Origin of the sequence: Citrobacter braakii, assembly GCF_002075345.1 — a bacterium.
In the GTDB taxonomy this organism is placed as follows: Bacteria; Pseudomonadota; Gammaproteobacteria; order Enterobacterales; family Enterobacteriaceae; genus Citrobacter; species Citrobacter braakii.
In genome coordinates this window covers 23,952-46,305 of sequence record NZ_NAEW01000015.1, presented here as the reverse complement: position 1 = coordinate 46,305, position 22,354 = coordinate 23,952, and the positions used below count along the sequence as shown (strand labels likewise).

At 50.6% G+C, this 22,354-nt stretch carries 23 protein-coding genes and 1 pseudogene; 23 read left to right on the top strand and 1 reads right to left on the bottom strand.

The features are described 5' to 3' along the window. Positions 1-147: pseudogene (locus BZK42_RS28965) on the bottom strand (phage integrase family protein); the annotation flags it as partial. 441 nt (positions 148-588) lie between these two features. On the opposite strand from BZK42_RS28965, the gene BZK42_RS22030 reads away from it, so the two are divergent. The 23 genes from BZK42_RS22030 (at position 589) to BZK42_RS21925 (ending at position 22,038) form a co-directional block, all read left to right on the top strand. After that, entirely contained in the window at positions 589-1,368 is a 780-nt protein-coding gene (locus BZK42_RS22030; RefSeq protein ID WP_282958081.1) for a type IV pilus major pilin, read from the top strand. A gap of 130 nt (positions 1,369-1,498) precedes the next feature. Continuing rightward, positions 1,499-3,253: a hypothetical protein gene (locus BZK42_RS22025; protein WP_143329721.1), complete on the top strand. Its 1,755-nt coding sequence runs from the start codon at positions 1,499-1,501 to the stop codon at positions 3,251-3,253. A gap of 75 nt (positions 3,254-3,328) precedes the next feature. Then, positions 3,329-3,853 (top strand): TcpQ domain-containing protein, encoded by a 525-nt coding sequence (locus BZK42_RS29340; RefSeq protein ID WP_249025151.1) that lies wholly within the window; start codon positions 3,329-3,331, stop codon positions 3,851-3,853. 29 nt (positions 3,854-3,882) lie between these two features. Further along, positions 3,883-5,382, top strand: a complete 1,500-nt coding sequence (locus BZK42_RS22015) for a type IV pilus secretin PilQ (protein ID WP_080860197.1) — start codon at positions 3,883-3,885, stop codon at positions 5,380-5,382. Positions 5,383-5,384: 2 nt separating this feature from the next. After that, the gene (locus tag BZK42_RS22010; protein WP_080860194.1) at positions 5,385-5,987 is read left to right on the top strand and encodes a hypothetical protein; all 603 of its coding nucleotides are present in this window, start codon (positions 5,385-5,387) and stop codon (positions 5,985-5,987) included. 3 nt (positions 5,988-5,990) lie between these two features. Further along, positions 5,991-6,812: a hypothetical protein gene (locus tag BZK42_RS22005; RefSeq protein ID WP_080860190.1), complete on the top strand. Its 822-nt coding sequence runs from the start codon at positions 5,991-5,993 to the stop codon at positions 6,810-6,812. After that, positions 6,800-7,327, top strand: a complete 528-nt coding sequence (locus BZK42_RS22000) for a hypothetical protein (RefSeq protein ID WP_080860188.1) — start codon at positions 6,800-6,802, stop codon at positions 7,325-7,327. The genes BZK42_RS22005 and BZK42_RS22000 overlap by 13 nt, the downstream gene beginning before the upstream one ends. 20 nt (positions 7,328-7,347) lie before the next feature. After that, positions 7,348-8,862 carry an ATPase, T2SS/T4P/T4SS family gene (locus BZK42_RS21995; protein ID WP_080860260.1) on the top strand — a complete coding sequence of 505 codons (1,515 nt, stop codon included), beginning with the start codon at positions 7,348-7,350 and terminating at the stop codon, positions 8,860-8,862. Continuing rightward, positions 8,846-9,877, top strand: a complete 1,032-nt coding sequence (locus tag BZK42_RS21990) for a type II secretion system F family protein (RefSeq protein WP_080860186.1) — start codon at positions 8,846-8,848, stop codon at positions 9,875-9,877. The genes BZK42_RS21995 and BZK42_RS21990 overlap by 17 nt, the downstream gene beginning before the upstream one ends. 20 nt (positions 9,878-9,897) lie before the next feature. Continuing rightward, a complete protein-coding gene (locus BZK42_RS21985) occupies positions 9,898-11,247 on the top strand; it encodes a hypothetical protein (RefSeq protein ID WP_080860184.1) in 1,350 nt (449 codons plus the stop codon). 20 nt (positions 11,248-11,267) lie between these two features. Further along, entirely contained in the window at positions 11,268-12,149 is an 882-nt protein-coding gene (locus BZK42_RS21980) for a prepilin peptidase (RefSeq protein ID WP_080860183.1), read from the top strand. A gap of 26 nt (positions 12,150-12,175) precedes the next feature. Continuing rightward, positions 12,176-12,319 carry a hypothetical protein gene (locus tag BZK42_RS28760; RefSeq protein ID WP_158083373.1) on the top strand — a complete coding sequence of 48 codons (144 nt, stop codon included), beginning with the start codon at positions 12,176-12,178 and terminating at the stop codon, positions 12,317-12,319. A gap of 18 nt (positions 12,320-12,337) precedes the next feature. After that, the gene (locus BZK42_RS21975) at positions 12,338-12,835 is read left to right on the top strand and encodes a transglycosylase SLT domain-containing protein (RefSeq protein WP_080860181.1); all 498 of its coding nucleotides are present in this window, start codon (positions 12,338-12,340) and stop codon (positions 12,833-12,835) included. Positions 12,836-12,878: 43 nt separating this feature from the next. Continuing rightward, on the top strand, positions 12,879-13,856 hold the full coding sequence (locus BZK42_RS21970; protein WP_080860180.1) for an omptin family outer membrane protease: 978 nt from the start codon (positions 12,879-12,881) through the stop codon (positions 13,854-13,856). A gap of 88 nt (positions 13,857-13,944) precedes the next feature. Next, positions 13,945-14,160, top strand: a complete 216-nt coding sequence (locus BZK42_RS21965) for a hypothetical protein (protein ID WP_080860178.1) — start codon at positions 13,945-13,947, stop codon at positions 14,158-14,160. Between the two features lie 152 nt (positions 14,161-14,312). Beyond that, a complete protein-coding gene (locus BZK42_RS21960) occupies positions 14,313-14,810 on the top strand; it encodes an RDD family protein (RefSeq protein WP_080860176.1) in 498 nt (165 codons plus the stop codon). Positions 14,811-14,877: 67 nt separating this feature from the next. After that, positions 14,878-15,492: a YebB family permuted papain-like enzyme gene (locus BZK42_RS21955; RefSeq protein WP_080860174.1), complete on the top strand. Its 615-nt coding sequence runs from the start codon at positions 14,878-14,880 to the stop codon at positions 15,490-15,492. A 485-nt stretch (positions 15,493-15,977) separates the two neighbouring features. Continuing rightward, positions 15,978-17,804, top strand: a complete 1,827-nt coding sequence (locus BZK42_RS21950; protein WP_080860172.1) for a DEAD/DEAH box helicase — start codon at positions 15,978-15,980, stop codon at positions 17,802-17,804. 116 nt (positions 17,805-17,920) lie between these two features. Next, positions 17,921-18,547 carry an ECs1377 family protein gene (locus BZK42_RS21945; protein WP_080860170.1) on the top strand — a complete coding sequence of 209 codons (627 nt, stop codon included), beginning with the start codon at positions 17,921-17,923 and terminating at the stop codon, positions 18,545-18,547. Positions 18,548-18,652: 105 nt separating this feature from the next. Continuing rightward, a complete protein-coding gene (locus BZK42_RS21940; RefSeq protein ID WP_249025150.1) occupies positions 18,653-19,054 on the top strand; it encodes a putative signal transducing protein in 402 nt (133 codons plus the stop codon). Positions 19,055-19,139: 85 nt separating this feature from the next. Beyond that, on the top strand, positions 19,140-19,499 hold the full coding sequence (locus BZK42_RS21935) for an RcnB family protein (protein ID WP_080860166.1): 360 nt from the start codon (positions 19,140-19,142) through the stop codon (positions 19,497-19,499). An 86-nt stretch (positions 19,500-19,585) separates the two neighbouring features. Next, positions 19,586-20,833 (top strand): peptidase T, encoded by a 1,248-nt coding sequence (gene pepT, locus BZK42_RS21930; protein ID WP_080860164.1) that lies wholly within the window; start codon positions 19,586-19,588, stop codon positions 20,831-20,833. Then, positions 20,830-22,038, top strand: coding sequence for an MFS transporter (locus tag BZK42_RS21925; RefSeq protein WP_080860162.1), 1,209 nt, complete (start codon positions 20,830-20,832; stop codon positions 22,036-22,038). Before pepT ends, BZK42_RS21925 begins: the two co-directional genes overlap by 4 nt. The last annotated feature ends 316 nt before the right edge of the window (positions 22,039-22,354 follow it).

Below are 22,354 nucleotides of genomic sequence, written 5' to 3'. Positions count from 1 at the left end.
TCAGATATTCTTCTTCAACATGGCCACTGCATTAGCCTCCGGCATCTGGAACTGCACCCTGTATCGTGCCACCACATCGAGCGCAAACACCTTCGTGTACACTTCCGTCGAGCTGACCGACTTGTGTCCCATCAGATTCTGCACAAGAAAAGAATATCTGATAATACCGCTGAGTTTCTGTGGAAAAATTCCACTTAATATGATTTAGATCAAGTTTGTGTTCCGTAAATTAAATGGTTACAAACATTACTAATCAGCAATAGTTCTGTGCTGTCTGCTCTTTGCTGAATTAACTAATTGTTTTTCTTAGTTGCTTTAGTTTCTTTCAGAATTATTCGTTTATAACGATGAATTTTATCGATCGTTCCGATCGATAAAAAGATCTTTAATTATTGAAACTGAAAACATCAATATTTCATTCAGATTGTCCTGACTGGAAAATAAAAGGAGTGTCCAGACCAGAAAGCATCCCTATTACGATTTAACCTGAATGAGACTGAGAATCATCATTGTAGCGAAACATGACACTATTCATTCCGGTGAGTAGAGGATTTTTATTATTTGTTTTACTAATAAGTGGAGCGTCCTATGAAAGCAATAAACTTGCGGGAAATCAGAAAACGTTTTATGGCACAGCCAGAAAAATACCTTAATCTAAAAAAACAACGTGGTATGACATTGCTGGAAATTATTATCGTATTGGGGATTATCGGTACGATTGCGGCTGGTGTAGTTGTTCTTGCACAGCGTGCTTATGACAGTAAAGCAATGACGGATCTGACAACGAATATCAATACTATTCGTACAGCAATGAAAGATGCCTATGGCTCGACGGGGATTTATCCGCTTCCTGCAGGGACAGCCACAGCACAGTTAAACGATCAGACTATAAATGAGGCTGCGGGTCAGGCAACGCCTATTGGTAAACTGATTGCACTGGGTAAATTATCGCGGGATGAAGCAAAAAATAATATTTCAAATGATTTTATTAGTGCAGGTGCCGGTAATATCAGTGCCAATGGTGTTCAGAAGGGATATTTCATTGAAATTAATGGTCTGAATCAACAGCAGTGTCGAAATATATTACTCCAGGCCGGAAACAGTTTCGATTATGTTGAGGTAACTGACAATGCCCCAGCAGGGACCTACCATTATGATGTTGCCGCATTAGCACTTGATGCCGCTCTTACTGGTGTCGTTGCAGGCACGCCTGGTACTGGTAACAATCCGGGTACACCAGCCACCTTAACTGGATCTGGTGTTTTCCGCTCTCTGGTAGCTAACGGTAACACTTTGATTACCGCTGATGGCGTAATTACTGCATGTAATGACAACTCTAGTAACAGTGTGGTTTTGGGAAGCCGTTAATTTTATTTATATCTCTCTTTAGTGCTCCTCATTCAAGGGGAGCACTCTCAGTGTAAAGATAAATGAGGGACGGGTTGTGGTAAGTGAGTCCGTAATCAGAAAAAGGATGACAGAGTCCCGTGGGTTTTCATTGCTGGAAATCATTTTTGTTCTGGCCTTTCTCGGTATTATTTTATTAGCGGCGGGAAACTATGCCCGTAAATTAATTGATGAGAAAACACGCCAGGCTGCAGCTGATGCAGTGGCACAGGAGATTTATGGTGCGTTACAGTTTATTAATGCAGGAAAGATTACTGCGACCGTTAATAATGTTCCGAAAAAAATAATAAATCCGCTATACCAGCAACCGGCTGATCCAATATCAGAGGATCAGGTGGATATAAATACGTTGGGTATACAAAATAACCCCCTCTGGCTGGCTCACCCCGGGTCTTCCACGGATGCTGGCAGTCCTTCAGTATCACCTTATATTGGCAGAACCTGGTCGAAGAGTATTACCACGCCGGTTTCAAACGGGTCTCCGGTTACTGACCATCACACCGGAAAGACCTATTTCAGTCATTCCCTTCGATGGAGTCAGTCTGTATGGGGACCCGATTCGGTTCGGCGGTATTTTACGGACAGTGGATGCGCCGGAGCCTCAGGTAATATCTATTTCAACCAGCAATTTTTAAGCTGTAATGAAACTCCGGTACTGAGAGGCAGTGAAATTGCTATTTCACGTCTTGATCTTGTCAGCGATCAGGGGACCGTCAGTCGGCCAGCAGGATCTGTTGCTGCTACTCCAGTCGGGATTGACCGGGTGGATGTGTACATTAGTTTCTCACCGGTGGATAACAATCCCGCCCGGATTGAGCAGTTCATCAACCCGTTAATGACAGCGTTCAGGCTGAAGAAAATCACACCAAACACGAATGGTGTTTATCTGGTCAGGGAACTGAATCATGCCAGTAACACCTGGACGCTACTGGACAAAACCAGCGGGCAACCGGCGACGACAGCCACCCCGGATAGCAACCTGGCCCTGTTTTCTGATTTGCCGAACATGATTGACAAATTACAGCACGGGCAGGCGTACGCTATCCGGTTCAGTTTTGACGGTAAAGGGGATTATCTCAGAACAGACGGTCTGAACTCCGCAGATAAAGTCTGCTGGAATACAACCGCTGGTGCCGCGGGTCCCTGCCTGACCTCGCCTGCGCAGGACGCCCTGGTATTAAAACAGCGTCAGAATATCCGTGAGTTTGCGAATTTACAGGTGGGTGACGTGATTTCAAAAGGTGTTCATTTAGGGGCTAATGGTGCAACAGATGAATATTATACGGCACCACAAATCCACTATGCCGCTTTCAGTAACACCGGACAGATTGAACCTTACTATCGTAATCCTGCTGATGGTGCAACTGACTTATGTACTGTGAACGGCTGCGGTCAGACCGGCCCCACTCCGGACACAATCTCCAATCCTGCAAATGGTGCTATTGCGGTTCCGGTACAGACCTGTCCACAGAATGTGGTGGATGGCAATGGTGTGCATGTGGATATGCACCCCCGGCTCAGCGCGTCGGTTTCCTCTGTTGTCTCAGGCATAAGAAAAAATGCTGACGGAACGTTACTTCCTGGTAATCCAGGACATTACTTCGATAGTCAGTCCGACAACATGGTGAGGCTGAGTCAGAGTGATGTTTCTATCAACCGTCTGGGGGGAGCAATCCTGCAGATAAGACAGTCGGCTGATGGTGCTGGTGCCACGTGGCGGATAGCGGCCATGGTGGGGGCTGAGGATACAGGTATCCTCGGGCATTCCTGGCAGTTTTATAACCCCCCCTGGATGTCCGTCATGATAACGACCTGGTGCAGTTCTGTTGGTCAGGAACAGCCCTGAATAACCTTCGTGCAGGGTGTTATTTGTTGTGTATTCCTCTGAAATATCGTCGGTATTTAATTAATGGAAGAAAAAATGAAAGTAAAAATAATTACCGGGATTGCGCTGATGACATTGTCATCCCTTTCTGTGGCTGCGGGTCACTCTGGGGCCGGGGCCTCCATGAGTGACCTGTCCCGTAGCCCGTTTCAGGTTGACCGGGACAAGGTCAGGATGCAGACGGAGCATCCGGCTCCGTCAGTATCTGCGCCGGTGTCCGGGGAGAGCGGGGGAAGCAGTCCTGCTGCAACGTCGTCAGCACTGACTTCCACTGTGCAGCAGAAGCCGCCCGTCGCCGGCGCGTACAACCCCTGGCTGACGATGAACCTTCAGGAGAGCCACCTGCTGAGTCTGGATATCGGCACCTGGGCCAAAGCGCAGGGCATGCATCTGCTCTGGAACAGTAACCGGGACTATCTCGTTTACAGCACGATTAACCTGACCGGGAAAAACCGGGATGAGGTGCTGAACCAGCTGGGGCAACTGTTCCGTTCGGAGAACTACGGCCTGGTGGTCAAGCTCTATGAAAAAAACAATGTGCTCGTCATTGACGGTCAGTAATACAGGACGCAATAAAGGAACTCACCACAATGAAAGTTAACTATAAACTGTCCTGTCTTGCGGCAGTACTGCTGCTTCAGGGGTGTACCACTGAATTCAACCAGAAGTACACCGACAAGGACCTGCTCGACAGTAGTCCCGGTCTGCAGAGTCTGGATGCGCAGAAACAGCAGGCTTTCACGAAGTATGATACTGCTTTTCTCGGGAAACCCGTTGTATACAGTGCAAAGCAGCAGCACCTGCTGGCACAGCATGTGGAGTTTCACTCAGAAATCCCGGTGTCGCTGAACACGGTACTGGACACCCTGTCTGAGCAGACGAAAAGCAGCTACCGGGTGAATGATCAGGTTCCCGGTAAAGCCACAGCACAGACGGAGATGGCGTCAGTCCCCCTTATCCGCGACAACAGCGTGAACTTCTCCGGAACGTTTGAGGAATTCATTCGTTATCTGTCGGCTCTGTATGACGTCACGGTCAGCCTGACCGACGACAATATTCTGCAGGTGAACGTTTATAACACCTGGGCTCTGAAGCTGGACTTCTTTGGTAAAGACAATACCTGGGATTCCAGTCTTGACCTGTCGGGGAATGAAGCCATCAGCGGCGGCGTGAAGGGCAAGTCAGAGACCAAATTCCAGAGCACCTTCTGGGATGACGTCACCGCCATGGCGCAGAAATATGTCTCCAGCGGGGTGTACAACATCTTCAAGGATGTGGGAGTCCTGACTTTCAGTGGTCGTCCGTCTGAATATGCGGAGCTTTCCAGAATACTGAAGGATTACAAACAGGCCAACAGCAAACAGTTTGTCATCACCTACAAGGTGTTCATTCTTGACAAGAAAAAGCTGCGTAATCTCGATGGCGAGCTGGGGCTGAAATTCAAGAATGGCGGAACGTCACTTAACCTGAACTCCGGCCTTATCGGTACACCGTCCGGCGACATCTATTTCGGACGTGATTTCTACGCCGACGGACGTCTGGGGGTGGCGGCAAAGCTGGATGCGCTCTATCAGCTGACCGGCAGCAAGGTGCTGCAGAGCGGCACCATGGTTACACGTAACAATACGCCCGTACCCCTTAACCTGACCGAGTCGCAGAACTATGTGTCCGGCATCACCAGTACGCTTTCTGACACGGTTGGCGGGTCATTCAGCTCATCGGTCACCACCGACACCGTCACCACCGGAACAAGCGTTATTCTGACGCCGCGGGTGTTATCGGATGGCCGGGTGGAGCTTACGTCGGCCTACACCAAGAAAAACCTCAACGGGATTGAGGTCTTCCCGCAGGGGGCGACTGCTGACCAGAATCAGGTACAGCTACCCAATATCAGCACTACGGAGCTGTTCAACACCGTGGATGTTACCCCGGGTTCCCTGATTATCGTCGGGAAATATGAGACGAAGGTGAATGCTGACGATCAGGGACTCAAGATTCTGGGCGGGAACCTGAACCGGAATGACTCGACCTCCACCGTGGTGATGGTGGTCGGCGTGGACTACTACAACAAACCATTCCAGGAAGGATGATAATGCTGACAGAGATGATGAAGGAGCACAGTCTGTACACCGGCACCTTATGGGTACCTTTACCTTCCACCACCCATGCTCAACGAACCCGGGCGGTGAGAAACCTGCTGGAACGTCAGTGGCGCGCTGTGACCTATGAGGTGGCGTCTGCCAGTGAACCGGGGAAAACACTGAGTATCCGGGCCTCGCGTGAAACCCGGGACGCCGGAGGGCGTGAGTTCCGGGGGCTGACAGAACACCACTCATCGGCCCGGGAGCCGCTGGCACTTTATATCCGGCTGTTATACGGGGACGGGATATTTTATGCCCGTACCGATGACGGGATGGTCTGGTTGCTGATAGTCAGTGACGGCGTGATAGTGCCGGGTACAGACTGCCTGCTCAGTCCTGTGGTGTTTGACTCCCTGATGGAGGACCGGAAGTTCAGCCAGTACAAGTCCCTGCCGGTCAGGGAGCTTCGGGAAGACTGTGCAGAAGACATCCTGACACACTATCAGGCCAACCAGCTGCGACTGAAAAAACGGCGTTACCTGTTTTATGGCGCACTGGTCTGTGTGGGGCTGGTTTTGCTTGCCATTCCTGCGGCATTCATCCTGATGGGGTAGATTATGAGCCGTTCATTATATAACTGGTTGTACCGGGACACCTTGTCGTCACACGGCAGGACTGCCCTGCTGTTTGGTGGCGTAGTGGTTCTTGTTGCCGCCGTTGGGGGCGGCACCTGGTATTACTTTCACGCGAAAACGGTGGAGAAAGAGGAGCAGGAGCGTCAGGCGGCGGCGGCTCTTCAGCAGAAGCGGACGAATATTCACAATTTTTACACCTCCGCGCTGAAAGGAGCGGACGCCCGTGGTTTTCTCGCGCTGTACACGGAAATTCTGAACAGCCGTCAGCCCATCGGGCTGGCCGGGTTCAGGGAGGACAACTTCAGTTGTTCCACGGAAAACTGCAGTTTCTCCTACCAGACCGGGGAGAGCACGGTGTTCAGCGTACAGGACAAGGTGTTCAGGGACGAGTCTTATGCACCGTCTTTTTCTCAGGATTCGGTGGACTATGCCGGTATACCGTCGGGCATGAACAGTAATCCGGTGCTGGAGGCCTTTAACCGGCAGCAGAAAATCAGTGAGCCTTCCTGTAATGACATACTGAACTATGTCTACAGCTATAACTCTCTGGTGGAGGCCGGCCGGCGCTTCACCCTGAAGGAGCTACCGGCGTCCTCCGTCAGTGCGGATGAGGCGTCACTGCCGGGAAATCCGGATAACCACGGGCTGCTGGTCGGAAAGTGGCAGGTGTCACTGCCGGATAACTATGTCAGCGTCTTCTCATTCTGGCAGGACAGGCCGTATTCCTCTTCCTTTATTTTTCAGTCAGTGGCCGGGAAACAGGGCATTCTGGATATCAGCGGGACATTCTTATGCAAAAAATAAACGTTTTTCTTCCTTTATTGATTCTGACCTCTTTTTATCTGCAGGCCGCACCGCAGACGTCGGTAAACACCACTCCCGCCGCACCTCAGCCGGCAGGGGCTGTGACGCAGCCTGATACGGCCACAGCCGGACAGGAGCAGATAGTCCGGGCCCTGCAGGATGACATTACGTTTGAACGCCAGAAACGTCAGCTCAGTAATGAGCTGGCTCTGGAGAAACTGCGGGCAGAACTGCAGAAAGTCAGGGGGGAAGGGTCGCCGGCGGTGACAACGATGCCGGTGACACCGCCTCCTGTCGCTATGCCGGTACGTGACGAGCCGCCTGTTCCGGTGATGCACGCGGCAGCGCCGATGGTGGTGCTGGTGTCACAGGTGGCCGGGGTGTCCCGGGTGGGGGTATCTGTTAACGGACAAATCCGGTTTGTCGGGCGCCATGAAACATTCCCCGCCAACGGGAAAAAGTACCGGCTGGAGCCGGCGAAAAATAAACTTCTGGTCGCCAGGGAAGTGAAGTGAGTGTACTGACCACTGTTTTGATGCTGGATGAATCCGTACTGGCTTCACCCGACTGGACCTTCCGGCAGCCGGAGGAAGGGATGTTGTGCGGTGAGAAGGATGGGGGGAATTACCTGCTGGTCAGTGACCTGCGTATCGACACCCTGACGGCCGTACAGGTGGATTATGAGTACCTGACCCGGGTGAAGAAAATGCCCTGTCAGGGGGCTGCGCTGGTGTCCGGGGAGCTGTATTACCAGATACTGGAGAATCTCACGTTGTCCTCCCTGACGGACAACCAGAGTAAGTCCACGGAGATACAGCGGCAACTGGAGGATTTGTTGACGCATGCCACATCGCTGGGAGCCAGCGATGTGCATATCACCCGGCGGGAAGCTATTGCCACGGTGGAGTTGCGTATTAACGGAGTGCTTATCCCGGATGAGCAAATGCTCTCCACCCGGTGCGATGAAATGGTGTTTGTGCTCTATAACGTGCAGGCCAGCACCAAGGAGACCACGTGGAACCGCAGCGTGCCGCAGAGCGCCAACATTCTGTACACCCTTGCCGGGAGGAAATACCGCTTCCGTTACGCCCACTTTCCCATTTTTGGCGAGACGGACGGCTGTTATCACGCGGTACTGCGCATTATCCCGTCGGGTGTACGCAAAAGCAGTCTGGTTGACCTGCGGGAAATGGGAATATCGGATGCGGAGGCTCTGGACATGCGACGGATGCTGAGCAACCCGTACGGAGCCTATCTGGTTTCCGGAACCACCGGGTCGGGCAAGTCCACGACACTGAAGGTGCTGATGGAGTGGATGCAGCATTACCGTTATGACGACAAGGGCAGTTTCCTGACTATTGAGGACCCGGTGGAGTATCAGATTGCCGGCGCCAGACAGAGTTCGGTACTGGATGCAGATGACGGCGGTTTTCACATCGCCATCAAATCCGCCCTGCGGCGTGACCCGGATGTGCTGATGGTGGGGGAAATTCGTGACCCCATCTCTGCGAATGCGCTCTCAGGCGCGGTGGAGAGCGGTCACTACTGCTTCACCACCGTACATGCCGGCAACATTGTGACGCTGCTGCAGCGTCTGTCAGCGCTCGGGATGACCAGCGACAAGCTGTCCACGCCGGGCTTTATTGCCGGCCTTCAGTGCCAGAAACTGTTGCCGGTACTGTGTGACCACTGCAAAAAACCGCACCCCGGCGCGGTACTCGGAAGCCGGACATTTGATGTGTATGAACGTAACCGTGACGGGTGTGAGAAGTGCAACTACAGCGGAATATCTTCACGCCAGCTGGTAATTGAATATATGCGTCCGACTGACCCGGAGCTTGAAGCCATTTCCCGCCAGGACTGGTACGGGGTTTACAGTCAGTGGCGGAAGAAACGACACACGGTTGACACGCTGGCGGAGGGATTCGACCTTCGCGAGAAAGCGGTGGCCTGTGTACTGACCGGGCGGGTATGCGTGCTCTGGTTCGGCCTGGAATTTGGAGACGTGGAGCCGGACAATCTGGAGGTGTTACTTGGCAAAATTTACTAAGAAGCAGCGGTTTTATCTGTATCAGTTCTGCGCAGACATGATTAAAGCCGACCTGCCGCTGTATGACTCAGTCGTCAAGCTACAGACAGAAGGACGAACCCTGCTGGGCGCGGGATTTGTGAAAAAACTGCAGGCGTTTCTGGACAAGATGGCCACAACGGAATCGGTGTCCGGGGTGTTTGAGGGATTTGTTCCCCGTGAAGAGCTGGGGGTGATTTATTCCTCGGAAAAAAGCGGCTCTCTGGCTGAGGGCTTCCTCAGCATCGTAACCACCATGAAGTTTGAACAGCAGTTGCGCTCACAGCTGATTAAGGCGGTGTCGTATCCACTGATTATGCTGTGCCTCGCCCTGGTGGTGATTGGCGGGTATGCGGTCAAGGTCTTTCCGGCGTTTGAAAGAGTTATCCCGACGAACCGCTGGCCGGGGATAACGCAGGTACTGTACAGCTTCGGCACCGAACTGTACTACGGGCTGTGGATATACATTATTGTGGCATTCGTGGTGGTAGTCATCCTGATTCGGCTGGTGATGTACAACATGACGGGAAGCCTGCGGAACAACATTCTGGATCGGATATTGCCCTTCTCTGCCTACAGGCGAATGTCTGCTTCACTGTTTCTGAGCAGTCTGTCCGCCATGCTGCGTAACAACATTCCGCTGAATGAATCTCTGGATGTCATCCGGCTTAATGCCAACCGCTGGATGCGGCACCATCTGGCTCTCATGCAGAACAACATGGCGCTGGGGCAGCCCTACGGAAAGGCGATGAACACCGGGCTTTTGGGGGCCAGTGAACTGCTGAATATCAGTCTGTATTCCAGTCTGCCGTCATTTTTTGATGTGCTGCAGGCCGTTTCGGACAGGGCAAAAAAGGATATCGCGGAAAGTATTGAGCGGCTGGCTGGCCTCCTGCGGTCGCTGGCAACTCTGGTGTTGGGCGGGTGCGTGGTCTGGGTGTTTGGGGCCCTGTATGCCCTGTCCGATGCAATTTCCAAAATGAGCTCCTTTTATTAAGGGGCTTAAGGAGACGAAAAATGAAGACAATGAACCAAGTGTCACTGAGCAGAAAATGGATGTTATTTTTTCTGGTACTGCTGTCGCCAGAGATTCTGGCGGCGGATAACCTGAATTTTAATTACAAACGTGCGGGGACACTCAGCCTCGAGCCGAAACTGGGCTTGCAGGCAAGGGGGTGTCATTCAAAAGCCGATCCGATAGAAATCCGGGTGCATTTTAATAAGATAACAGCGACTACTGAGGGTACTGGTAGTCTAAATGTCACGCTGACCATCGATGGGGATGACTATATTAAAAACTATGCTCCATTTAAGTCAGCGTCCGGCAAATCCCGCGCTACAGATGCTGATTTCCGGGTGCCGTGGAGTGTACATGCCAAAGGCAATATTAGTGGAGAACATAACGGTAAAAGATATGTTGCAGGAACTCCGGAGTCATGGAACTACCCGTTCTGTTTCAGTGACAAATACCTTTATCATGACAATACACCTGATAACCAGACCGGAACTTATTTTCCTATTTATCAGCCTCCGGTTCCGAATTACCCATTTGGTACCAATTATGATGCCTATTGGTGGCATGAGGGTTGTTTTAATACTCCTATGATACCTAATGACAGGTACGTATGGGGAGGTTTTCCAGGTGCTGTACCTATGCCCCCTAATGTTAGGAAAGAATATGAGGAAAGAGGAAGCAGTGCTCTGACAGACCAGGTATTTTTTGTGTCACATACGCCTGCTACACCTGGTCACTATGAGTTTGGCACACAACCTTTCAATGAGTCCGTCGACCATACTTATCAGGATAAACATTTTGTTTACCCGCTCCTGACAGGGTCAGAGAGTAGTGTTGCAAGCAGCATTCACGGTGGTGACTTTGTACTGACACTCAGTAACCGGAATATTACCTCACTGTCCCTGAAAATAACAAACAAGGGCGCTTCAGAGACTTGGGTCTGGAAAGCCGCTAATGACGATGCTTACAAAAACAGACTGTATCTGAATCACGGGTCAAGTCTGGGCATGAAACCTTTAGCCAGTGATAACAGTGACCCGTACTTTGTTAATAATTTTTATAAAGAGAACCGTTATTTTAAGGGTTCTCTGGCGGCAGGTACATTCCTGACTAAAGCGTATACCGATTACATTAATAATATTATACCGCTGACTCTGCCTCCGACGTCAGATGGGGAGATTAACCTGGTTAATACTGACGGACTGACATTCACAATAGGGCAGAAGTCTGGTACACAAGGGTTCGGCAGTCTGACATTCAGCGCATACGGTCAGCCACTGAAATTCGCCCCTATTTATATCAATGGTAAAGAGGCAGCCAGCGCTATGCAGCTGAGAAATGCCTGTTACTGACAGCCGGGAGTAAATAAGTCATGGTGACCGGACAGGGTTATTATTTTATTTTTTTCACTCTATGCCTGATGACAGGAATGTGTGCCGGCAGCTTTATGAACGTGGTCATTTACCGTCTGCCACTGATGATTTTCGGGGCGGCGGAGGATGAGCGGTTCTCCCTTGCCTGGCCGCCTTCACACTGTCCGGTCTGCCATCACCGGATACGGTTTTATGACAATATTCCGGTACTGAGCTGGCTTATACTGCGGGGAAGATGCCGGCAATGCCGGACGCGTATTCCGGTCATCTATCCGCTGACAGAAGCCGTTACTGGCCTGTGGTTTGCCATGGTGTATCTTTATTTTGTCGGCCCAGTGAGCATGCTGCTGACATTTTCAGGGGTAGCAGACCTGTTGCCTCCCCTGACACTGTTTTGCCTGTTGTACTGTATTACCGTGACGGACTTCCGCCACTACCTTATCCCGGATGTTTTGTCTCTCGGCCTGTTGTGGTCCGGACTGGTGTTTTCTGTCTGCGGCCTTATCCGTGTGTCTCCCTTTCAGGCTGTGACGGGATGTGTGCTGGCATATGGCATTATCAGCGCTGTCCAGTACGGATACCGCGTTATCCGCGGGCACGAAGGACTCGGTGGGGGGGATGCCAAACTTTTTGCAGCCGCATCCGTCTGGGTGGGACTGGGGCAGGTGTCGTGGCTGATTCTGTTTTCTGCCGTCTGCGGTGGCGTACTGTACGGAATAAAGAAGTTTTATCAGCGTAAAATTCTTGTACAGACACCTGAATTATTGCCGGGGCAGGATGCTGACAATGGTGATAATGATATTGCCTGTACGGGAGCTTATATTCCATTTGGCCCTGCCATTGCGCTGGCAACCCTTGTTCTTTTTTTTACCAGAGTATGATGAATAACTTTACCAGGCAAAAACTGATGCGTTTTCTTGTTCCGGGGCGTCTGGGCGCCGGTTTTTTACTCGGCGTCGGTTTTATGCTGTGGCTGGCTATCGAAAGAAAACCAGTATTTGACGAATGCATTTTATTCATTATTGATTTTTTAAATCTGACGCATGTATAAAACAAAGGGTCACTGTATATGAATATACTGACACCATATAAATATTTCCGTTCCGTGCCGGTCGGATTATGTCTGCTTGTTATCAGCCATTATGCCATGGCAGCAGATTGTTTTGATATGGCCGGAAAGGATGCGGGTATTGACCCAGATTTATTACGGGCCATCGCCTGGCAGGAATCCCGACTCAATTATGACGCCATAGGTAAAAACCCCGGTACTGGCTATGGCATGGGGCTGATGCAGATTGATTCCCAGCATCTGGGAAATATGAAGAAACGGGGTATTGACCGGGAGTTACTGGTCTCGGATATCTGTATCAATATATACAGTGGCGCGCTGATTCTGGCTCAGGCTTTTAATAAGTGGGGACCCACCTGGGAGGCGGTCGGCGCTTATAATGCCGGCTTTGCAGGGACACCGAAACAGCATTTCAGGCGAATGGCCTATGCCAGAAAAATATACACCGTGTACCGGAAACTCAAACACGGGGAAAATAAGCATCAGTGGGCAGGGTGACGACAATAAAAATAGGTATGGCAGTCTTAACAGGAAAATGAAAATGAGAAAATATCTATCAGCAATTATTTTGTTCAGTAGTGGTGTTCTGATGACCGGGGCTGTGCAGGCAGGTTCCCTGGCGGAGAATAATGACGGATTTCTGGATGCGTCAGAGAAGGCCGCGCTCGCGGAGTGGTTCACGCCGGAAAAAGTCTCTGCCGGTTTATCTGTCGGAATGCTGAGCGGCAGTGCGAAGGAAAGGGTGTATGACAATGGACGCAGACTCAGCCAGCTGGACTGGAAATTTAAAAATGCGCCCATCCTGAAAGGGAATATTGACTGGGATTTATCCCCGTGGGTGAGGCTTGGCGCATCGGGATGGGTGACCGCGGGCAGTCACGGAGCAAGTGACATGGTTGACCGGGACTGGATGCTCCCGCATCAGGACGGCTATTCCCATATTTCTGAATCACCGACGAAGTTACGTTCAGCCAGTTTCTGGGATGTGAATGCCACGGTCTGGGGCGTGAATAATAATATATGGCGTCTGGGTCTGATGGCTGGCTGGCAGCAAACAGATTATAAATGGGATGCGCATGGCGGATATTACAGTTACTGGAATGGACTTGTCCAGGGTGACCTTCCTGACGGGAAAGGAATTGGCTATAAGTTGCAGTTTAAAATGCCTTATATCGGACTGACGGGCGGATACCGTTATCATAATATTGAGATGAACACTGCATTTAAATACAGTCACTGGGTCAGGGCGTCCGACACCGACGAGCATTATTTACGTAATATCACCTTCAGGGATACAAATCGTGATTCAGATTTTTATTCTGTGTCAGCGGATATCGGATATTACATCACGCCACAAGCAAAGGTCTTTATTGAAGGCGAGTGGGTGCGGGTAACCAACGGAAAAGGAAATGAAACGGCGACGTCACATGATACCGGGGAAGTGGCTTATTACCAGAATGCATCAGGCATTGAAAGTTCGTCATATAACGTGACGGCAGGACTGAAATATTACTTCTGACGGATAAGTCTGATGGCTGGCTCATCGCGCAGTTATTGTCGGATGTCCGGTCATCAGGCAGTTTCGGTCCGGCCAGAGGGGGCTGGGTATGAAGGATACAGACATTTATGCGTTCAGTAATTTTGAATTCCTTGCCATTACCTTTGCGCAGATGGCAGGACAGGGGAGGGCGGTTAACATGGCTGCCGTCACGGGAAATATGGATGACAGACAGCGGGAATGGTTTCTTGAAAGATACCGGTTCTGGCTTGCGTCATTTACCTGGGATGCCGGAGAAACAGATAACGACGATATCACCTTGTAATGGTTTTCCGGCATTCGGTACGGATACCTGTTCTTCAGATTTCGGGAGCCGTCCTGATGCCGTTTTTAATGATAAAGCAGAATAAGCCTGAGCGTTGCAGACCATACAGGACAGATAACCTGTGAACGTTTTCTGTGGAGTAAATACAGCGTATGCAGAACCAGAACGCACGACCCGAAGAACAACCTGAGTATGAATATGCGGGATTCTGGCTGAGAACAGGCGCATGTCTGGTTGACAGCCTGTTTTTTTCACTGATTTTGTTGCCGGTCACGATAACGTTTTATGGTACGGATTATTTCCTGAGTGACCGCTTATTCCGGGGGCCTGCGGATGTGGCAATAAACTGGATTGTGCCGGCTGTTCTGACGGTCATTCTGTGGCGGGGGTTCCAGGCCACGCCCGGAAAGATGGCGCTGAGATTACGGGTACTTGATGCTGAAAGCGGCTGTCCCGCCAGTACCGGGCAATATATCGGGCGTTATCTGGGGTATTTTGTGTCGACAGTTCCCCTGGGCCTCGGCTTTTTCTGGATCGCCTTCGACCGCCGTAAGCAGGGGTGGCATGACAAACTGGCCGGAACCGTTGTGGTGAGGAGTCTCCGTCTCCCGGCGGTGACATTCCGGGGCAGACCGTCGTCACGCCGGTGAGCAGAAAACGGGTCTGCTTTAGCGTCCCGTTCGGTGTCAGATACTTTCAGATAACCGGAGGAGTGATATGTGTATAAATTATCCGGTCAGGTATGAGACCGGTGATATCGTTTTTACCTGTATCGGGACCTCATTATTCAGGTCGGTATCGGATGCCTCCCGGTGCTGGTGTAATCATGTCGGTATGATCACGGGGCATAATGGAGAGGATTACCTGGTGGCAGAAAGCCGGGTGCCGTTTTCCACGGTAACCACTTTGTCACGTTTTATCCGTCGTTCCGCCGGAAAACACTATGCCGTGAAACGACTGAAGGGGGGACTGACTGAGGCGCAAAAGCATGATGTGTTGCTTCAGGTAAACCCCCGTCTGCATAAGCTTTACCATACCGGATTCAGCTATGACTCTTCCCGGCAGTTCTGCTCAAAGTTTGTGTTTGATATCTGCCATGAAGCCCTGTCTGTCCGGGTGGGGAAAATTGAGACCTTCGGCGAACTGTTGCAGAACAACCCTGAAGCACGACTGACATTCTGGAAATGCTGGTTTCTGGGATCCATTCCATGTAGCCGGCGGACGATAACGCCGGCCAGCCTGTGGCGTAACACGGATCTGGTGCTGGTTTATCACAGTCATGCGCCGGGTTGTAGTGCCCCCCTGTTGTGTTCTGATGATGTCAGTGGGTAGAGAGGCTGAGAAAATGAGATACACACTGCCATGGAACCCGGTTATCTCTGAGGACTTTTTACATTACGTTAACTTATTTTAGTTGAAAAGTGTCCCCTGCCGGGGAGAAACTTTTTTTGTTTCAGGCGAATGGCGCTGATGCCAGTTCTGAATGATAAGAAGGATTTTTTATTCCCTGCACCGGTTATTCCCGGGATAGAAATCAGGGAATGTCTGAAAGAAAAACATTCTGAAAACCGGGTTAACTGTACCTTATGCGCTCTGGTTTACAGCGACGGGCGGTAGCATATGTGGCGGTGAGTCGGGGGTTATACCCTCGTGGCCAGCGAAACCTGTGAGACGTATTTATCCGGCGGGCCTGATAACCGCATATATTACCGGAGCGACAGTATTATCGTTTTGCGGTAGTGTCATCCGGGCAGGCTGAAAAATTTATTCCCGGATCCAGGTGTGGTTGTTAACGTGTATTTAAACGGAAAATAATTATGGCAAAACTGATGACTTCTCTGGCGCAGAGCTCCCAAAGAATGACCTGGGGAGAACGACGCGTCGCCCAGCGCCTGGAAACGCATCTCGGTGATGACTGTCTGATCTGGTATGACATTCCGGTGGGGAGACAATACCAGCATCCGGATTTTGTGATCATCGATCCATCCTTAGGACTGATATTCCTTGAGGTCAAGGACTGGCGGAGAAGTACTTTCTGTCATGCTGATCCCCTGACGGTTATCCTGGACACTGGGCAGGGCTCAAAACGAGAAAAGAATCCGCTGGTTCAGGTCAGGGAATACGCCTGCGCAACAGCTGACATGTTATCTCAGGATCCCCGCCTGCAACAGACGGGCTTATATCAGGGTAAACTTAATCTGGCATGGGCATACGGAGTGGTGTTTACGAATATCACAAGGCAGCAACTGAACGCGCTTTCTGCTGACGGCGCCGTTGAAGCAGTGTTTCCGGAGGCCCTGACGATTTGCCAGGATGAAATGACGGAATCGGTTTCACCGCAGGCGTTCCGGAACAAAATCGCGGGTCTGTTTACCACCCGTTTTCGGCCAGCCATTTCTCCTTTAACACGGGATATTATTCGCAGGCACCTTTTTCCTGAAATCGCGATACCGGCCAAAAAATCAGACAATAACCTACTGAAAGTGATGGATATCCAGCAGGAACTTCTGGCGCGTAATATCGGGGAGGGCCACAGGGTCATCCATGGTGTTGCCGGTTCGGGAAAAACGCTGATTTTACTGTACCGTTGCCAGTACCTTGCAGAGAACTCGGAACGTCCCGTTCTGGTGCTTTGTTTCAATATTACGCTGGCAAACTACATCCGGGAGTGCATCGCTGATAAAGGGTTGTCGCAAAAAGTGCATGTATACCACTTTCATGACTGGTGTGGCGTTGCTGCACGTAAATTCAGTCTTACAGTCAGTCGTGAAGGCCCCTGGTTTGATAACAGTTTTGCAGCCCTGGAAAGTGCCGTTGACACAGGCGTGGTAACGGATACCGGCTATGATGCCGTTCTGATTGATGAAGGGCACGATTTTGACCGCAGATGGCTGGCCCTTATTGCCCGGCTGTTTGATAACAGTAAACGTTCTTTACTGCTGATGTATGATGATGCTCAGTCACTTTACCGCCGTGAGCGTGCGCTGAACTTCTCGCTGGCAAGCGTGGGGATTCAGGCTCAGGGGCGAACCTCGGTTCTTCGCGTTAATTATCGTAACCCTGAATGTATCCTCAGTTTTGCATACGCCTTCTCACGTGACTATTTTGAAAAACACCGTAATCAGGAGGTTCCGCTGGTATTGCCAGAGGCCTGCGGCGATAAGGGAAAAGCGCCGGACATTATGCAGTGTACCTCTGCCGAAGAAGAGGCGTTTTATGTCGCTGACTGGCTTGGACAAAAATATGCCCTTACCGGGCGCTGGGGGGATATGGCGGTGTTGTGTCCGACACGGTTTTCGGCTCAGCGTTTGACTGAAGTACTGGAAGAGCGGGGGATCCCTTTCGTTATCAGTTTCACGTCAGCAGATAAAAAGCATTATTCCCACAAGGATAATGTTGTGCATTTATTAACCTTTCAGAGCAGCAAAGGACTGGAGTTTCCTTTTGTGGCTGTCATCAATGCCTCTTTTGTGCATCAGGGAGCAGATGATGAGGGAGAAGCCATCCCTGCATTATATGTGGCTTTTACACGAACAACCCGGGAACTGCTGGTGACGTGTTACCGGGAAAACAGCATAAGCCGACATCTGGCAGAATTTGCAGAAATGGACTTACAGACACTTCAGAATAGCGGTCTGCCTTAAAATGCAGCAGGCAGGCCCCGCCCGGTAAAATGAACGCCCGGCCGGGGGACAGTGGACAGTATCCGGGCAGATGATAACCTGAACGGCAATGATACAGATAACCGGAAGATACTCTGGTGACATCAGATATTAATTATCAGACAGAAAAGTACTGTTTTATGGAAACCGGTGAACCAGCACATCTCACTCGTCAGTGGGCGGAGGTGCTTCAGGCGTGTCGGGAACAGCAGGCGGTACCGGAGGAACGTCTGCGTATTGCTCTGCTTAGCGTGGATTATGTGACCAGTTTTGAACTGCCCTTCCGGCTGTTGCTTACCCGCGCTCCCCAGTTGATTGCCGGATTGCGGGAAAATCTGCCGTTGAGTCAGAAAAATGTGCGCTTCAATGGTAAACGTTTTGGCTGTGTCTACAGTCTGCAGTCTGATATCAGCGGGGTACCGGATGAATTTCATTATCATCTGTCACACCGTATCCGGCGGATGACATCGACCGGCAGTACTGAAGCGCCTTACCGGCAGATTGCCAGAGAGGTAAAAGTCCCTCTGAAACGTCTGGAACGGGCGCTGACATCGGGTCTGGAAGTGACGGCGCTGGACGGGCTTTTCTGGTTTGGCTGCCAGCGTCTTGCGGCGGACGTACTGAGACTGAGAAAAGCGGGGATGCGGATAGCCACTGCGGGGAAAATAGTATCGGATAATATTACCGGAACGACGCGTGGTATACCGGTATATCGCTGTGAATGAAGTCAGATAATGCTGCCCCTGGCGTGAATTATTTATCGGTAGCGGAAGAGCAGAGTGGATGATAAGGAAACCGTACATCTCATTCAGGGTATATGACAGGGAGGCATGATGTGGAATATTCATCCGGAGCGGGGGGAGTTTATCCTGCTGGAGCAATATCTTTCTCCCGTTGAGGCCAGTATTGTGGCCGGACGTCTTGAATCAGAAGGGATAGCGGTCATGCTGCTGGACGAGCATGTTGTCTGGAATAACCCGTTACAGGCGCAGGCGGTGGGAGGCGTGAAGCTTCTGGTGAAACAGCAGGATCTGGACGCTGCCCGGTCTGTTCTGAACGATATCAGACAGGGGGCGTATTGTCCGGAAACGGAGAGTAAGTCCGCCAGGGAGAATAATGCTCCTTACAACAGGCGTGTGTGGACGGTACTGAGTATTGTTCTGATGATTCTTTTTTTACTGTCATCCGTGATGGCATTGCTGCAGACAATAAAAGGCTGGCTGTCCGGGTAAGAGAAATAAACCCGACGTTCATACAGGGATTTTACCGAAAGCGACAGACCTGAAACGGCTGATAAACTCCGGTGCAGGGGAATTAATGAAAAAAATAATGTTGTGTCTGTTTTTGCTCAGTGTCGGCGGGCTGCCTGTTCTGTCCCGTGGGGCGGAACGCTCAGGTGAGGCAACCCGGGAAGATGTTCAGAACAGAGATATCCGACAATATGAACTGAACCATTTTATTGCTGATTATCACTATTACGAACCGGGGGATATTGTCCCAGATATTTATCTGACGACACCCTATATTATTAAAGCATGGTGGCTCAGGAATCTGCCCCCACCAGTACCGGGAAGCCACTGGACCTGGATGGATGGCACATACGTGATGGTGACAGATGACGTGGGCGTGATTATCAGAGCCATATCCGGTGATATTTTTTACATTAACAGAAAGTGACACCTGTCAGCCCTGGAAATAAGGAAATTATTTTTCCCTGCGGGGGAGAGGTTTTTATAAATTCATCAGCATGTGAGTAACGCGTCATGAAACAACGTATAAATGCAGAGCATATCACTGAGACTTTCCTCGGATACACACTGATTAACACCACATCTGTCCCTTCCAGCCCGGACCTTCCCAGTTGTGATAATCAGTACAGACTGGCACAACTGGTTGCAGGAGAGTTTTCTGAAGTCAGCAGCATAAGGACGGATATCCGGGAGAATGCCATCACCACCATCACATTACCGGCCAACCGTTCCGGCTGTCCCGCTATCGTCTTTTTTGCTCATCTCGATACCGCGCCTGACCATACCGGTGATACCCGTGCCATTCGCATAAGCCATTACGATGGCGGAGATATCGTCCTGCCCGGAAGCGGGGAAATCCTTTCCCCGGATGAACATCAGGAACTGCTGGCGTATACCGGACAGGATATTATTACCACAGATGGTACCAGTCTGCTGGGAGCAGACGACAAAGCTGCAATTGCCGCCGGAGTTGAAGCGCTCCGCTATATGGCAGACCATCCTGAGTTTAAGCATGGCGATATCAGCCTGGTTTTATTACCTGATGAGGAAATCGGGATCCGGGGGGCAAAGGCACTGGATGTGGCCGGACTGAATGCTGATTACGGCATCTGTCTGGATTGTTGTGGCGTGGGAGAATATGTCACAGAGAACTGGTATGCCGGGAGTGCGCTGCTGACATTCATCGGGGTCACCGCGCATCCGATGAGTGCCAAAGGAAAGCTGGTTAATGCGCTGTGCATAGCGACAGAAGCGGTTGCGGCCCTGCCGGAAAAAGAACGTCCTGAGTATACAGAAGGACGTGAAGGTTATTACTGGCCCCACAAGCTTACCGGAGATACAGGCAGGGCAACGCTTGAAATTGCGATACGTGATTTTGAAATAGAGGGGTATCAGGCTCGTAAAACGATGTTGCTGAATCTCACCCGTGAACTGAAACAACGGTGGGGTGAAGACAAAGTGGATATAGAACTTACAGATATTTATGACAATGTCAGGCCTGAACTGGAGAAAAACCCTGTCATTCTGGCAAACGTTCAGCAGGCTATGCGTAACCTGGGGATTGTGCCAAAGCCTTTGGTCATGCGTGGTGGCTATGATGGCAGCGTGATAACTTCCAGGGGGCTGCCAACCGTGAATATTTTCACGGGCGCGCATAACTTTCATTCAACCCGGGAGTTTTTGCCCGTGGAGTCATTGCGGCTGGCAGGAGAAATGCTGCTGGAGATGGTTGAACTGAGCTGCCGTGAGGTCACCGCATGAGAAAGTGGATCACTGAATTTGTTCTGTATGCGGTTTATATGGTATTCGGCGCAGCCTGGGCGACAACGGGAGCCGTGATGCCGCAAATCATGACGGATTTTCATGTGGATGTGTCGCAGGCGGCACTCATGTCTAATGTAATATTGTGGGCCAAAATTGTCGGTTCCGTTTGTACGGCGGTTCTGGTGGCAAAACTGGGAACGCGTAAATCCTATTTACTGGGATGTGTGATGATTGGACTGTCAGTCTTTATTCCCTTTACCCGTGATTTTATTGTTCTGCTGGTTATCCGCTTTCTTGGCGGACTTGGTGGCGCTGTCTGTCTGGTTTCTCTTGTGCCCACTGTCGCTCGTTTTTTCGACAAAAAAATGGCAGCCACGCTGAACAGTATTAACTGTACCTCGAATATTGTCGGGACAATTGTTGCGTTAACGCTTGCGTCCTGGCTGTCCATACAATTAAATGGATGGGGTAATTTGCTGGCCGCTTATGGGGTAATCACACTGGTGCTCGGAGTTATCTGGGCAGTCTGTTTTCAGGACGAAAAAGCTACCGACAGTGAAACAGGAAATACCAACCATAAAGAAAGGTGGATGGCGTTGAAAACAGTGGTATTCAGCCGCATTGTCTGGGGAATGATAGCGCAGTATGCCGGGGCGATGATTATGATGGTATTTATGTTCACATTCCTGCCACTGTATTACGCCAAATATGCCCATCTCCCAGCAGATTCACATGCTCACCTGAGCGGTACGGTGAACCAGGTGGGTATTATGCTGGGAGCTCTGGCTGGCCCGTATTTTAAACATCGTGGCTATCACTATAAATCATGGATGTTTATTACCAGTATTTTTATGGCAGTCACCACTTTTGCGATGCTTTTTGCCGACAGCGATATTGTCATTCTAGTTTGTTCATTTTTGACGGGGGCTCTCTTTGCCACTTGGTTCGCTTTTATTTTCTCAATCCCGAAGGAGGGGCTGAAAGAGGCCACAACACAAACTGTAACCAGTGCGATGTCCACATTCTGGTTCTGTACGTTTATCATCGCGACAATTAACAGCCAGTTGATTGGCTGGTCAGTTGATATGACGGGAGGATTTTCAACAGGTTTCACTTACGTCTTTGCCCTGATGATTATTTCCCCACTGGTGGCACTGTTTGTCTTTCCTAAGCAATCCCGAAATGCAGAAGGATGTCACTGATACAGGCACAGTCAGGGAGGAATGAACGCAATGAATCAAATACTGAATACGGGAATTCTGGCTGTTGGTTTACTTTCCTGATGTGTTTACCGGCATTCAGAAGAGGATATGCAGGAGGGAATCTCCATACAGGTGTTTAACAGTGCAAAGGTCATGAATTTCCGGAGCGCCATCATTTCTTCGGATACTCTGGTCCGGTCTTTGTGGTCGGAGGCAGGTGTGGTGGCAACAGTACTTTGTTACCACCGTATATCACGGTAGCTGCTAAGTTATATAAGGCCCCCCTTTCAACACAGGTACTGCTTCAGGTGCAATA